The following is a 13,329-nucleotide window of genomic DNA, read 5'->3' as shown; positions in this document are numbered from 1 at the left end:
TATCTCGTGCATCGGCTTTTGCATTTTTTTCACACGCCATCCGGATAATCCTCAGCCTTCAGCGCGCGGGTCTGTTGATCCTGTGCTATCACCTACCGCTGACTTTCCGGAAAAAGCACCCAATGGCCGTGTCCCTGCCTTCCGCCACACCCAAGCCGCGTTCTCGTTTTGCCCTGCGCTGGTATTCCTGGCTGTTTCTGGCGGGGGTGATCGTCTATGGCGTTTCCTGGGCCATGCATTGGGACGATCGCGGCGTGCTGTGGGTGTTGGAGGGCTTTGAAACTCCCGCCGAGCGCAGCGAAAGTGTGTGGTTGCCTGACTATCACGTCGTCATCGACGCCAAGCTGTTGCCGGGTATGGAGAAGGATGAGGCTTCGGACATCTCCTACAATCCGCAGACCAAAACCCTGTTTTCCGTGATGGGCAAGAATCCCTTCCTCGTCGAACTGAGCCTGCAGGGCGATGTACTGCGCAAGATGCCGCTCAATGGCTGGGACAACCCGGAAGGCGTGACCGTGATGGAAAATGGCCTGATGGCGGTGGTCGACGAACGCCAGCACAGCCTGACCATTGTCAAGGTCGACGCCGCCACCCAGCAATTGAACAAGGCGGACTTTCCCAACTACGACCTCGGTCCGTCAAAAGACCAGAACAAAGCCTTCGAAGCCGTGGCCTGGGACAGGCGCAACCAGCAGTTGATCCTCGGCGAAGAGCGCCCGCCGGCGTTATTCACCTGGAAAAGCGATGGTAGCCAGGCCCTCGAGGGCGGCAAGCAGAAACTGGCCAGTAAAGAGTTGGACATGCGCAACCTCTCGGCCCTGGCCGTCGATCCGCGCACCGGCCATCTGCTGGTGCTGTCGGCCGATTCGCACTTGTTGCTGGAGTTGGACGAGAAGGGTGAACAAGTCAGCTTCATGACCCTGCTCGGTGGCTTCAATGGCCTCAAGAACACCATCCCCCGTGCTGAAGGGGTAACGATGGATGAGGACGGAACGCTCTACGTGGTCAGTGAGCCAAACCTGTTCTATCGTTTCGAAAAGCAGAAATAACAGACGAATCACGTCGGATATTTCTCTATTAGCGGCATTCGCCAGACACCAGGGTGCGTTTAAGTTTAAATTCAGACAGGCGTGATATTCATTCGCCACTTTTGACTTTGAGCACCCCCCCGATGCGTCGATTTGCCCGCCCCAAACCCATTCTCTTTATGCTTGTGCTGATCGCCCTGGTCAGCGCCGGGGCTGTTGCGCAGCACTTTCGCCTGTTCGAGCGCGCCTGGTTCAACTGGCAGGCCTGGCGTCAGCCGGCGGACGAGCGCTCCATCGGCCTGGCGGATTACCGAGTGACCCTTGAGGCCCAGGTTATCGAAGGGCTCGACGACGATGTCTCGGCCCTCACCTACGATCCGGTGCGCAAGAGCCTGTTTACCGTTACCAATAAAAACGCCGAGCTGATCGAGCTGTCCCTTGAGGGCAAGATCCTGCGACGTATCCCGTTGGTGGGGTTTGGTGATGCTGAGGCGGTGGAATTTATCAGCGACAACATTTACGTCATCACCGACGAACGCCAGCAGCGGCTGATCAAGGTGCATGTGGACGACGATACCCAATTCCTCGACGCCGCCGATGCGGAACAGATGACCCTGGGCCTGCATGTGGGGGGCAACAAGGGGTTTGAGGGGTTGGCCTATGACTCGGTAGGCAAGCGCCTGTTCGTGGCTAAGGAGCGCGACCCGATGCTGATCTACGAGGTCCACGGCTTTCCCCATTTCAAACCGGAAAAAACCTACTCGGTGCACGTGATCAACAACCCCAAGCGCGATGCCGGGTTGTTTGTGCGCGACCTGTCGAGCCTGCAATACGACGAGCGCAGCGGCCATTTGCTGGCGCTGTCGGATGAGTCGTTTCTGGTGTTGGAGCTGGATATCGACGGTCGCCCATTGAGCAGCTTATCTCTGCTCAATGGGCGCCATGGCCTGAAAAAACGGGTGCCCCAGGCCGAAGGAATCGCCATGGATGACGAGGGCACGTTGTATCTCGTCAGCGAGCCGAACCTGTTCTACGTGTTCAAGAAACCAGAATCCTGAAAATACCGCCGCCCAATGTGGGAGGGGGCAAGTCGAATCGTCGCACCGCCCCTCCCACATTTGGTTTTGCATCAGACCTTGAGGGTTTTGACGCCTTCAGCGGTGCCCAGCAGCAGCACATCCGCCGGACGCGCGGCGAACAGGCCGTTGGTGACCACGCCGACGATGGCGTTGATCTGGGTCTCAAGCTCCACCGGGTTGGTGATCTGCATATTGAACACGTCGAGGATGATGTTGCCGTTGTCGGTCAACACGCCTTCGCGGTACACCGGATCGCCACCGAGCTTCACCAGTTCGCGGGCTACGTGGCTGCGGGCCATCGGGATGACTTCCACCGGCAGCGGGAACGCGCCGAGCACCGGTACCAGCTTGCTGGCGTCGGCGATGCAGATAAAGGTCTTGGCCACCGCCGCGACGATCTTCTCGCGGGTCAGGGCTGCACCGCCGCCCTTGATCAGGTTCAGGTGTTCGTCGCTTTCATCGGCGCCGTCGACGTAGAACTCCAGGTCGCTCACGGTGTTGAGCTCGTACACCGGAATGCCATGGCCCTTGAGGCGCGCGGCGGTGGCTTCGGAGCTGGCCACGGCGCCGTCGAACGCGCCTTTGTGCCGGGCCAGCGCATCGATAAAGCAGTTGGCGGTGGAGCCGGTGCCGACACCGACGATGCTCTTGTCGTCGAGTTTAGGAAGGATTAAATCGACGGCGGCCTGGGCCACTGCCTGTTTGAGTTGATCCTGGGTCATGCGGGCTCCGGAACGGGCGGGGAGTAAAGAGGGGCGCGAGTATAACCCAACAAAACCTCTGGATTCGTGTGGTCGCCCGGCTAAACGCTGGGTTAGACTCCTTGGCCCTGCCCAACCCGCCCAGTGATTTCCGCCGATGCTTGAACAGTACGTCAAAAAGATCCTCACCTCGCGCGTCTATGACGTTGCCGTAGAAACCCCGCTGCAGACCGCCCGCCAGCTCTCCGAGCGGCTGGGCAACAAGGTCTGGCTCAAGCGTGAAGACCTGCAGCCGGTGTTCTCGTTCAAGATTCGCGGCGCGTATAACAAGCTGACTCAGTTGACCACCGAAGAGCGTGCGCGCGGGGTCGTGACTGCCTCGGCGGGCAACCATGCCCAGGGCCTGGCCCTGGCGGCCAAGGTGCTGGGGGTCAAGGCCACGATCGTGATGCCCAAGACCACCCCGGAGATCAAGGTCGAAGGCGTGCGCTCCCGTGGCGGCAAAGTGGTGCTGCATGGCGACTCCTTCCCGGAAGCCCTGGCCTACTCGCTGAAACTGGTCGACGAAAAAGGCTACGTCTACATTCACCCCTACGATGATCCGCACACCATTGCCGGGCAGGGCACCGTGGCGATGGAAATCCTGCGCCAGCACCCTGGGCCGCTGGACGCGATTTTCGTACCGGTAGGCGGCGGCGGGCTGATCGCCGGCATCGCGGCGTACGTGAAATACCTGCGCCCGGAGATCAAGATCATCGGCGTCGAACCGGATGACTCCAACTGCCTGCAAGCTGCCATGGCTGCCGGCGAGCGTGTGGTGCTGCCCACCGTGGGTATCTTTGCCGATGGCGTGGCGGTGGCGCAGATCGGCCAGCACACCTTCGAGATCTGCAAGCACTATGTGGATGAAGTGATCACTGTGAGCACCGATGAAATCTGTGCGGCGATCAAGGACATTTACGACGACACCCGCTCCATCACCGAGCCGGCCGGCGCGCTTGGCGTGGCAGGCATCAAGAAATACGTGGAAACCCGTGGCGTCACCGGGCAAACCCTGGTGGCCATCGACTCCGGCGCCAACGTCAACTTCGACCGCCTGCGCCATGTGGCCGAGCGCGCCGAGCTGGGTGAAGGTCGCGAAGCCATTATCGCCGTGACCATCCCTGAGAAACCGGGCAGCTTCAAGGCGTTCTGCGAGGCGGTGGGCAAGCGCCAGATCACCGAATTCAACTACCGCTACCACTCCGGCAGCGAAGCGCACATCTTTGTCGGCGTGCAGACCCACCCGGAAAACGACCCGCGCAGTGCGTTGATCGCCAGCCTCACCAGTCAGGGTTTCCCGGTGCTGGACCTGACCGAGAACGAGCTGGCCAAGTTGCACATCCGCCATATGGTCGGCGGGCATGCGGCCCAGGTCAGTGATGAAGTGGTGTTTCGCTTCGAATTCCCCGAGCGTCCGGGGGCCCTGTTCAACTTTCTTAACAAATTGGGCGGGCGCTGGAACATCTCGATGTTCCACTATCGCAACCACGGTGCCGCTGACGGCCGTGTGGTCGCCGGCCTGCAAGTGCCGGCGAACGAGCGCCATCTGGTACCGGCGGCCCTGGAGGCCATTGGCTACCCGTATTGGGATGAAAGCGATAACCCGGCCTACAAACTGTTTCTCGGTTGAGCGACTACGCTGATTGGGGCGGCCTTTAAGGAAGACGACACATGGAAACCCTGACCACCCTCAAAGTTATCCACATAGCGGCCACCGTGGTGCTGCTGCTCAGCGGCCTCGGCCTGGCGCTGCTGGCCTGGCGCAAGCGCAGCGCCGGCCCGGCCGTGACTGTGCAGCGCCCGTGGGCGTTCGTGTGGTTGCTGATGGGCGTTTGCATGGTCAGCATGCCGTTTACCGGCTGGTGGCTGGTGCACCTGGTCGGCTGGCCATTGGGGCAGACCTGGATCCTGGGTTCCAGCATCCTCTATACCGTGGCCGCGTTGGCCTGGTTCTGGCTGGTGGCACGGCTTAACCGGCTTCGTAAGGGCGAGGGCGGCAGCCTGAATTTCACCTTGGTGCTGGCGGTAGTGAGCCTGGTGGGGTTTGTGGCGATTGCGGGGCTCATGGGCGCCAAGCCGGTTTAGGGTTTTAAACCGCGTCGGCTGCATCGGGAGCAAGCCCCCTCCCGCACTCGACCGCATTCCAAAGGATGTACTCGGTTAAATGTGGGAGGGGGATTGCCCCCGATAGGGCCATCAGCTACGCAGCGTAATCACCGGCCAACCACGCTTCTCGGCTTCAGCGCGCAGATTCGGGTCGGGGTCCACCGCCACCGGATGCGTCACCTGCTCCAACAGCGGCAGGTCATTCATCGAGTCGCTATAGAAGTAACTGTCTTCCAGGCTATGCCCGGTTTCTTCCAGCCAACGATTCAAGCGCGTCACCTTGCCCTCGCGAAAGCACGGTACATCGGTGCTGCGTCCGGTGTAGCGGCCGTTTTCCATCTCGCATTCGGTGGCGATCAGGGTTTCCACGCCCAGGCGTGCGGCAATTGGCGCGGTGACGAAACGGTTGGTGGCGGTGATGATTACCAGCTTGTCGCCAGCGGTGCGGTGCTTGGCCAGCAGTTCAGCGGCCAGGGGCAGCATGATCGGCTCGATGCAGTCGCGCATATAGTCGTTATGCCATTCGTCCAACTGTGCCATCTCGGTGCGGCCGAGGATTTCCAGGCAGAAGTTCAGGTAGGCGGCGTTGTCCAGCTTGCCGGCCAGGTAGTCCTGGTAGAACTCGTCGTTGCGGGCTTTGTAGGCGACCGCGTCGAGAATTCCCCGTTCGCAGAGGTAATCGCCCCAGGCGTGGTCGCTGTCACCGCCGAGAAGGGTGTTGTCCAAGTCGAATAAAGCCAGGCGCATTGCAGTTACTCGCTGAAAAGTCTGTAAAAAGGCGTCAAGAATACGGTCTTTTCACAAGAGTGCACATAAGGTAAGAAGCCTCGTTGCCGCTGGAACAACCTTTGTGGAACAATGCGGCGACATGCGTTTGCGAGGTTGTTGCCGTGATCGACCCCGATGGTTTCCGTCCTAATGTCGGGATTATTCTTACGAATGATGCCGGACAGGTGCTATGGGCTCGCCGAATCAACCAAGATGCCTGGCAGTTTCCTCAAGGCGGGATCAACCCCGATGAAACCCCTGAAGACGCCTTGTACCGTGAGTTGAATGAAGAAGTAGGCCTTGAGCGCGAAGATGTGCAAATTCTGGCCTGTACCCGGGGCTGGTTGCGCTATCGTTTGCCGCAACGCCTAGTGCGTACCCACAGCCAACCGCTGTGCATCGGCCAGAAGCAGAAATGGTTTCTCCTGCGCCTGATCTCCAACGAGCAGCGGGTGCGGATGGATTTAACCGGTAAACCGGAGTTCGATGGCTGGCGCTGGGTCAGCTATTGGTACCCGTTGGGCCAGGTGGTGACATTCAAGCGCGAGGTTTATCGTCGCGCTCTCAAAGAGCTTGCCCCGCGCCTTTTATCGCGCGACTGACGACGGAGTTCGACCCCGAGCCATGCTCAATACGCTGCGCAAGATCGTCCAGGAAGTTAACTCCGCCAAGGATCTCAAGGCGGCGTTGGGGATTATTGTGTTGCGCGTCAAGGAAGCCATGGGCAGCCAGGTCTGCTCGGTTTACCTGCTGGACCCAGAGACCAACCGTTTTGTGCTGATGGCCACCGAGGGCTTGAACAAGCGCTCCATCGGCAAGGTCAGCATGGCGCCCAATGAAGGTCTGGTGGGCTTGGTAGGGACGCGTGAAGAACCCCTGAACCTTGAAAACGCGGCCGATCACCCGCGTTATCGCTACTTTGCCGAAACCGGCGAAGAGCGTTACGCCTCGTTCCTCGGCGCACCGATCATTCACCACCGCCGCGTCGTCGGCGTGTTGGTCATCCAGCAAAAAGAGCGTCGCCAGTTCGACGAAGGTGAAGAAGCCTTCCTCGTGACCATGAGCGCGCAGCTCGCCGGGGTTATTGCCCACGCCGAAGCCACTGGCTCGATTCGCGGCCTGGGGGGCCAGGGCAAGGGTATCCAGGAAGCCAAGTTCGTCGGCGTACCGGGTTCGCCGGGTGCGGCGGTCGGTACTGCCGTGGTCATGTTGCCGCCGGCCGACCTCGATGTGGTGCCGGACAAGCACGTCGACGACATCGACGCTGAAATCAAACTGTTCAAGACGGCCCTGGAAGGCGTGCGCGCCGACATGCGCAACCTGTCGACCAAGCTGGCTACCCAGTTGCGCCCTGAAGAGCGCGCGCTGTTCGATGTGTACCAGATGATGCTCGACGACGCGTCCCTCGGGAACGAAGTCAAGACCGTGATCAAGACCGGCCAGTGGGCCCAGGGTGCGCTGCGCCAGGTGGTCACTGATCACGTCAACCGTTTCGAATTGATGGACGACGCCTACCTGCGCGAGCGGGCCTCGGATGTGCGTGACCTCGGTCGCCGTCTGCTGGCCTACCTGCAGGAAGACCGCACCACCAACCTGGTCTACCCCGACAACACCATCCTGATCAGTGAAGAACTGACCGCCACCATGCTCGGCGAAGTGCCCGAAGGCAAATTGGTGGGCCTGGTCTCGGTCCTGGGGTCGGGTAACTCCCACGTCGCGATTCTGGCCCGGGCCATGGGCATTCCGACGGTGATGGGCCTGGTTGACCTGCCGTACTCCAAGGTCGATGGCATCGACATGATCGTCGATGGGCATCGCGGCGAGGTGTTTACCAACCCCAGCGAAGTCCTGCGCAAGCAATACGCCGAGGTGGTGGAAGAAGAGAAGCAACTGGCGCTCGGGCTCGATTCCTTGCGCGAGCTGCCGTGCGTAACCCTCGACGGCCACCGTGTACCGCTGCTGGTCAACACTGGCCTGCTGGCCGATGTGGCGCGTGCTCAACAGCGCGGCGCCGAAGGGGTGGGGCTGTACCGCACCGAAGTGCCGTTCATGATCAACCAGCGCTTCCCGAGTGAGAAGGAGCAGCTGGCGATTTATCGCGAGCAACTGTCCGCCTTCCACCCGTTGCCGGTGACCATGCGCAGCCTGGACATCGGCGGCGACAAGTCACTGTCGTATTTCCCGATCAAGGAAGACAACCCCTTCCTCGGCTGGCGCGGTATTCGCGTCACCCTCGACCACCCTGAAATCTTCCTGGTGCAGACCCGTGCCATGCTCAAGGCCAGCGAAGGCCTGAACAACCTGCGTATCCTGCTGCCGATGATCTCCGGCACCCATGAGCTGGAAGAAGCCTTGCACCTGATCCACCGCGCCTGGGGCGAAGTGCGCGACGAAGGCGCCGACGTGCCGATGCCGCCGATTGGCGTGATGATCGAAATCCCGGCGGCGGTGTACCAAGCCAAGGAACTGGCGCGGCAGGTGGACTTCCTGTCGGTGGGCTCCAACGACCTGACCCAGTACCTGCTGGCCGTGGACCGCAACAACCCACGGGTGGCCGACCTCTACGACTACCTGCACCCGGCGGTGCTGCAAGCCCTGCAACACGTGGTGCGCGACGCCCACGCCGAAGGCAAGCCGGTGAGCATCTGCGGTGAGATGGCCGGCGACCCGGCGGCGGCGGTGCTGTTGATGGCGATGGGCTTTGACAGCCTGTCGATGAACGCCACCAACCTGCCGAAGGTGAAGTGGATGCTGCGCCAGGTTGAACTGGGCATGGCCAAGGATCTGCTGGCGGAGTTGATGACCATCGACAACCCGCAGGTTATCCACAGCTCGCTGCAATTGGCGCTGAAGAACCTGGGGCTGACGCGGATGATCAATCCGGCTTCCGCCAAAACCTTGTAGGGGCGAGGGGGACGCCTAGTTCTTGCTCGCGAAGAACGTCAACGATAACGCGGGGTGCCTGATTCCCCGCGGCGTTCTCAGGTTTTTCGCGAGCAAGAACTAGGCGTCCCCCTCGCTCCTACAGGTTGATGTCTACCTCGCCCAACCGCCCACCATGCGGTCCAAAGCTTCGCTCCACCATCCGCCGCGTGCCATCGGCATTCACAATCAACGCCGTGCTCGCCCGCGTCCCATAACTGGGGCTGGCGATAAACACACTCGACAGCAGGCTCTCGGTCGCCAACCCCACGCCGGTATCCGGCAGCTCGGCAAACGGTGCAATCTGCGGATCGCTCAGAATCTCCAGTAGCGCTTCGGGCTGGGGATCGTTCAGCAACTCACTCAGCGCGGCTTTGGCCTTAAGCAGTTTCGGCCAAGGTGTATCCAGCCCTGCATTGGATAACCCATACACGCCCGCTTTCAACTGCGTCGGCTCGGTGTGATTGGCGTTGTAATGCCACAACGCTTCCCGCGTCCCCACCAGCAGGTTAAATCCGGCATATTCAATCGAACGGCCGTTAACGTCGGCCAAATACTCGTCAATCGGCAGCGAACCACTGAGAAACCGCGCCACCAGTTCCCCGCGGGACTTGCGTGCGGGTGGCTGGTGCGGGTCGCGGATGTTGGTCAGGGCAGCAAACCGCCCCTCGGCATTCACTCCCAGCCAGGTGCCGCCCGCTTCCTGATCGCGGCCGGCGTAGACTTCGGGCGCATCCGGCCACTGCGCCAGCGGCAGGCTGGGGCGGGCGTAGAACTCATCACGGTTGGCCGCGACGATCAGTGGCTGGGCATGGCCCGGCCGCCAGGCAAAAACAATCAGGCACATCAGGCGATTCCCTTTTGTGTTTTTAGCCACTCTACCCACACAGGCAGCAGCGTTCCATCGTATCCAGTTGGGTCGCATGCCTTCCATCCGTTAACATGCCGGACTTGGTTTGGGGGCTCCCATGGAATTTCTGCTGTATTTGCTGCTGGGCGCGTGCGCGGGTGTGCTCGCCGGGCTGTTTGGCGTGGGCGGCGGGATCATCATCGTGCCGGTGCTGGTGTTCAGCTTCACCTTGCAGGGCTTCGACCCGCAGGTGCTGACCCACCTGGCCGTGGGCACGTCCCTGGCAACAATCATCTTTACCTCAGTCAATGCCGTGCGTGAGCACCACCGACGTGGCGCGGTGCGTTGGCCGATCTTTGTATGGATGACCGTGGGGATCCTGCTCGGCGCCGGTTTTGGTGCGCTGACCGCCGAAGCGATTTCCGGACCCAACTTGCAGAAGATCATCGGCGTATTCGCCCTGATCATCGCCGTGCAGCTGGCCCTGGAGGTCAAGCCCAAGGCCAGCCGTACGGTGCCGGGCAAGCTTGGCCTGACCCTGGCCGGTACCGTGATCGGCTGGGCTTCGGCGATTTTCGGCATCGGCGGCGGCTCGCTGACCGTGCCGTTTTTGACCTGGCGCAGCGTGCCGATGCAACAGGCAGTGGCCACCTCGTCCGCCTGTGGCTTGCCGATTGCCCTGGCCAGTGCATTAAGTTTCATGATTCTGGGCTGGCATGACCCGCTGTTGCCCGCTCATAGTCTAGGGTTCGTGTATTTGCCGGCGCTGCTGGGCATTGCCCTGACCAGCATGGTGTTTGCCCGTTTCGGCGCACGCCTGGCGCACCGGTTGTCGCCGCGCTTGCTCAAGCGGTTGTTCGCCGGCTTGCTGTTTTGTGTCGGTTTGAATTTTTTGCTGTAACGCAGGCTTAATCGCGCCCGGGCATGGTCCGGTCGCCATAACGAATGATTTAACGAGGAGTCGCAATGCTGCCTTACCCGCAGATCGACCCGGTGGCCCTGGCCATCGGTCCGCTGAAAATCCACTGGTACGGGTTGATGTACCTGATCGGCATCGGCGGTGCATGGCTGCTGGCCTCCCGGCGCCTGAACCGTTTCGACCCGACCTGGACCAAGGAGAAGCTCTCCGACATGGTGTTCTGGTTGTCGATGGGGGTGATCGTCGGCGGGCGACTGGGGTATGTGCTGTTTTACGATCTCTCTGCCTACATCGCCAACCCGACGCTGATCTTCGAAGTGTGGAAAGGCGGCATGGCATTCCACGGTGGCTTTATCGGTGTGATGATCGCCGCCTGGTGGTTCGGCCGTCGTAACGGCAAGTCGTTCTTCCAACTGATGGACTTCGTCGCGCCCCTGGTGCCGATCGGCCTGGGTGCCGGGCGTATCGGGAACTTCATCAACGCCGAGTTGTGGGGCAAGCCGACCGACGTGCCGTGGGCCATGGTGTTCCCGCCGTTCAGCGACCCGGCGCAACTGCCGCGCCATCCGTCGCAGCTCTACCAGTTCGCGTTGGAAGGCGTGGCACTGTTCCTTATCCTGTACCTCTTCTCGCGCAAACCGCGTCCGACCATGGCCGTTTCCGGCATGTTTGCGCTGTTCTACGGGATTTTCCGTTTCATCGTCGAGTTCGTGCGCGTGCCGGATGCCCAACTGGGCTACCTGGCTTGGGGCTGGCTGACCATGGGGCAAGTGCTCAGCATTCCGATGATCCTGGTCGGCCTGGGCTTACTGTGGTGGGCGTACAACCGCCCGCAACCGCTGAAGAACACCGCGCTTTAAATTCGAATGCCGGGGCCTGCGAGGTCCCGGCTTCAACGATACAGGTAATGACATGAAGCAATATCTCGAACTACTGAACGACGTCGTGACCAATGGATTGACCAAGGGCGATCGCACCGGCACCGGCACCAAGGCCGTGTTCGCCCGTCAGTATCGGCATAACTTGGCCGACGGCTTCCCACTGCTGACCACCAAGAAGCTTCACTTCAAAAGCATCGCCAACGAGCTGATCTGGATGTTGAGCGGCAACACCAACATCAAGTGGCTGAATGAAAACGGCGTGAAAATCTGGGACGAATGGGCCACTGAAGAAGGTGACCTGGGCCCGGTGTACGGCGAACAGTGGACCGCCTGGCCGACCAAGGATGGCGGCACGATCAACCAGATCGACTACATGGTGCACACGCTCAAGACCAACCCCAACAGCCGTCGCATCCTGTTCCACGGCTGGAACGTCGAATACCTGCCGGACGAAACCAGGAGCCCGCAGGAAAACGCGCGCAATGGCAAACAAGCCCTGCCTCCGTGCCACCTGCTGTACCAGGCGTTCGTGCATGACGGCCACCTGTCGATGCAGTTGTACATCCGCAGTTCCGACGTGTTCCTTTTATCCCCCCTTAAAGAAACTGCACATTACGTAATGGTTGCGTAGAGCCAAATCCTTTCCGAGCGCTTTTAAAGTGACTAGTCAAATCTGCACATTCCGTATAGGGTGTGTGAAGGGCTTGGAGAGAGATGGAAATGAAGGTAGTAGCTGCTAGGGCTGAAGTCCTGGATCTTGGAGAGTCCCTGCTGAACGAGGTGAGCCCGACCACAGAGGGAGTGGTTCGTGTTACTGGCTGTGGCGTCTTCGATGATGATGAGCGTCTCTTGCCTCACGTCTCCGGTTTCCTCTCCGAACAAGCGTCTACGGATGGCCTTTCCATCAAATCCGTGAAGACCTACGGCCATAACCTTGGCTACATCTATGACTTCCTGCTGTCCCGTCCTGAACTGCAATCCTGCAAGCTTGATGAAGCCTTCATCGACGCAGGCACGCATATCTATCGTGAGTACTTCCGATCTCTTATTGAAGAGAGTGACCTGGAAAGCGCCACAGCCCGGAACCGTGATGCCACCCTCATGTCATTCATGGCTAACTACCTCTGCGCATCAGTGGATGGGCGAGCTCCTTTGCGCCAGAGCAACCCATATGACCGAGGGATGTTCACTCCTTCCCCGAAGTCGAAACTCATCGAAGGCTGCAGTACCGAAGAGCTGATGGCGCTCATTGAGTCCACTCCCTACGAAAGGGAACGGTGCCTCTTGCAGTTCATTTTCGATGTGGGACTGCGACGTTCCGAGGTCGAGTTTGTTAGCTTGAAGAACGTCCTTGATGCCCTGAAATTCAGCAAGGCTAAGTTCATCTCTCAGGACGAGGAGTTTCCTCTGCATGTCGATTACTGCCCCATTTGGATCAGCGGCAGCAAGGGGCGTGGCAACCAACGTAAGGCGCGATACAGCATTGTCAGTCGCGCCACGCTGGAGAGGGTCAAGCGTTACCACGATTCGTTGGTATACCGCACCCATTCCCGGAAATACGGCAAGCCTGAAGACACGCCTGCCTTTTTCAACACACACGGCGAGGCCTTCAGTGCCAGAGCCATCAGCAGTCTGTTTGAAAGGCTCTGTGAGCGCGCCTTAGCGGCCAACCGCATCGCCCGTCCCATCTCTCCTCACAAGCTCAGGCACGGTAACGCGTACGCAATCCTTTCAAGCCCAGACCTGGGCACGGATTACTTAGAGCGTCTAACCATCACCAGTAAAAGCCTGGGTCATGCTCATTTATCTACGACCGAGAAGTACAACCAAATCGCGATGGATCTCTATCGAAAATTACTCGATGACAACGCGATAACGGTGACTCGGGCGCAGGAAATGGAAGCGTTGATCGTAAAGACCTGGCTTCGAATACGCCCGTCCGATCGGAAGTGATCGAGTTGATGCGATCCACCTAGCTTTCACGACGCTCAAGGCTTGGACGGGACAATTCAGCCTCCTTGCTTCGTGACCGC

The 13,329-nt window shown here is 60.1% G+C and carries 12 protein-coding genes and 1 pseudogene; 10 read left to right on the top strand and 3 right to left on the bottom strand.

All coding sequences use genetic code 11. From position 1 onward, the window contains the following. Window positions 1–122: 122 nt before the first annotated feature. Window positions 123–1,049, top strand: coding sequence for an SdiA-regulated domain-containing protein (locus ACHPFG_RS30110; protein WP_431701221.1), 927 nt, complete (start codon window positions 123–125; stop codon window positions 1,047–1,049). 122 nt (window positions 1,050–1,171) lie between these two features. Then, the gene (locus tag ACHPFG_RS30105) at window positions 1,172–2,086 is read left to right on the top strand and encodes an SdiA-regulated domain-containing protein (protein WP_131697547.1); all 915 of its coding nucleotides are present in this window, start codon (window positions 1,172–1,174) and stop codon (window positions 2,084–2,086) included. Window positions 2,087–2,157: 71 nt separating this feature from the next. Here ACHPFG_RS30105 and rpiA read toward each other — a convergent pair whose 3' ends face one another. Next, window positions 2,158–2,829, bottom strand: coding sequence for a ribose-5-phosphate isomerase RpiA (gene rpiA / locus ACHPFG_RS30100; RefSeq protein WP_431701220.1), 672 nt, complete (start codon window positions 2,827–2,829; stop codon window positions 2,158–2,160). A 136-nt stretch (window positions 2,830–2,965) separates the two neighbouring features. Between rpiA and ilvA the strand changes: the two genes are divergently transcribed. Both ilvA and ACHPFG_RS30090 read left to right on the top strand, forming a co-directional pair. After that, window positions 2,966–4,480: a threonine ammonia-lyase, biosynthetic gene (gene ilvA / locus ACHPFG_RS30095; RefSeq protein WP_431701219.1), complete on the top strand. Its 1,515-nt coding sequence runs from the start codon at window positions 2,966–2,968 to the stop codon at window positions 4,478–4,480. 41 nt (window positions 4,481–4,521) lie between these two features. Continuing rightward, window positions 4,522–4,935: a DUF2269 family protein gene (locus ACHPFG_RS30090; protein ID WP_131697544.1), complete on the top strand. Its 414-nt coding sequence runs from the start codon at window positions 4,522–4,524 to the stop codon at window positions 4,933–4,935. 111 nt (window positions 4,936–5,046) lie between these two features. Here ACHPFG_RS30090 and ACHPFG_RS30085 read toward each other — a convergent pair whose 3' ends face one another. Then, window positions 5,047–5,703 carry an HAD family hydrolase gene (locus ACHPFG_RS30085; protein ID WP_431701218.1) on the bottom strand — a complete coding sequence of 219 codons (657 nt, stop codon included), beginning with the start codon at window positions 5,701–5,703 and terminating at the stop codon, window positions 5,047–5,049. Window positions 5,704–5,846: 143 nt separating this feature from the next. Between ACHPFG_RS30085 and ACHPFG_RS30080 the strand changes: the two genes are divergently transcribed. Then, window positions 5,847–6,326, top strand: a complete 480-nt coding sequence (locus ACHPFG_RS30080) for an RNA pyrophosphohydrolase (protein ID WP_053128161.1) — start codon at window positions 5,847–5,849, stop codon at window positions 6,324–6,326. A gap of 22 nt (window positions 6,327–6,348) precedes the next feature. Continuing rightward, complete coding sequence (ptsP, locus tag ACHPFG_RS30075; RefSeq protein WP_339451887.1) at window positions 6,349–8,628, top strand: phosphoenolpyruvate--protein phosphotransferase; 2,280 nt, start codon at window positions 6,349–6,351, stop codon at window positions 8,626–8,628. Between the two features lie 118 nt (window positions 8,629–8,746). Here the strand turns inward: ptsP and ACHPFG_RS30070 are convergent, their stop codons facing one another. After that, on the bottom strand, window positions 8,747–9,493 hold the full coding sequence (locus ACHPFG_RS30070; RefSeq protein WP_431701217.1) for an NRDE family protein: 747 nt from the start codon (window positions 9,491–9,493) through the stop codon (window positions 8,747–8,749). A 121-nt stretch (window positions 9,494–9,614) separates the two neighbouring features. Here ACHPFG_RS30070 and ACHPFG_RS30065 point away from each other — a divergent pair, with 121 nt between their 5' ends. From ACHPFG_RS30065 to ACHPFG_RS30050, 4 genes and pseudogenes are all read left to right on the top strand, one after another. Continuing rightward, complete coding sequence (locus ACHPFG_RS30065; protein ID WP_431701216.1) at window positions 9,615–10,397, top strand: sulfite exporter TauE/SafE family protein; 783 nt, start codon at window positions 9,615–9,617, stop codon at window positions 10,395–10,397. Window positions 10,398–10,462: 65 nt separating this feature from the next. Further along, complete coding sequence (lgt, locus tag ACHPFG_RS30060) at window positions 10,463–11,275, top strand: prolipoprotein diacylglyceryl transferase (RefSeq protein ID WP_090401608.1); 813 nt, start codon at window positions 10,463–10,465, stop codon at window positions 11,273–11,275. Between the two features lie 52 nt (window positions 11,276–11,327). After that, window positions 11,328–11,906: pseudogene (gene thyA, locus ACHPFG_RS30055) on the top strand (thymidylate synthase); the annotation flags it as partial. A 104-nt stretch (window positions 11,907–12,010) separates the two neighbouring features. Next, window positions 12,011–13,249 (top strand): tyrosine-type recombinase/integrase, encoded by a 1,239-nt coding sequence (locus ACHPFG_RS30050; RefSeq protein WP_431701215.1) that lies wholly within the window; start codon window positions 12,011–12,013, stop codon window positions 13,247–13,249. Window positions 13,250–13,329 lie beyond the last annotated feature (80 nt).

The sequence above is a fragment of the Pseudomonas sp. BR20 genome, assembly GCF_050780135.1.
In the GTDB taxonomy this organism is placed as follows: domain Bacteria; phylum Pseudomonadota; class Gammaproteobacteria; order Pseudomonadales; family Pseudomonadaceae; genus Aquipseudomonas.
Note: the sequence above shows the minus strand (reverse complement) of the source record. Positions and strands in the feature narration are given on the sequence as shown.

Coding starts and splice junctions, on each gene's coding strand:
- ACHPFG_RS30105 (WP_131697547.1), top strand. CDS start 1,172: ATGCGTCGATTTGCCCGCCCCAAACCCATTCTCTTTATGCTTGTGCTG.
- ACHPFG_RS30065 (WP_431701216.1), top strand. CDS start 9,615: ATGGAATTTCTGCTGTATTTGCTGCTGGGCGCGTGCGCGGGTGTGCTC.
- ilvA (WP_431701219.1), top strand. CDS start 2,966: ATGCTTGAACAGTACGTCAAAAAGATCCTCACCTCGCGCGTCTATGAC.
- ACHPFG_RS30050 (WP_431701215.1), top strand. CDS start 12,011: ATGGAAATGAAGGTAGTAGCTGCTAGGGCTGAAGTCCTGGATCTTGGA.
- ACHPFG_RS30085 (WP_431701218.1), bottom strand. CDS start 5,703: ATGCGCCTGGCTTTATTCGACTTGGACAACACCCTTCTCGGCGGTGAC.
- ACHPFG_RS30070 (WP_431701217.1), bottom strand. CDS start 9,493: ATGTGCCTGATTGTTTTTGCCTGGCGGCCGGGCCATGCCCAGCCACTG.
- rpiA (WP_431701220.1), bottom strand. CDS start 2,829: ATGACCCAGGATCAACTCAAACAGGCAGTGGCCCAGGCCGCCGTCGAT.
- lgt (WP_090401608.1), top strand. CDS start 10,463: ATGCTGCCTTACCCGCAGATCGACCCGGTGGCCCTGGCCATCGGTCCG.
- ptsP (WP_339451887.1), top strand. CDS start 6,349: ATGCTCAATACGCTGCGCAAGATCGTCCAGGAAGTTAACTCCGCCAAG.
- ACHPFG_RS30110 (WP_431701221.1), top strand. CDS start 123: ATGGCCGTGTCCCTGCCTTCCGCCACACCCAAGCCGCGTTCTCGTTTT.
- ACHPFG_RS30090 (WP_131697544.1), top strand. CDS start 4,522: ATGGAAACCCTGACCACCCTCAAAGTTATCCACATAGCGGCCACCGTG.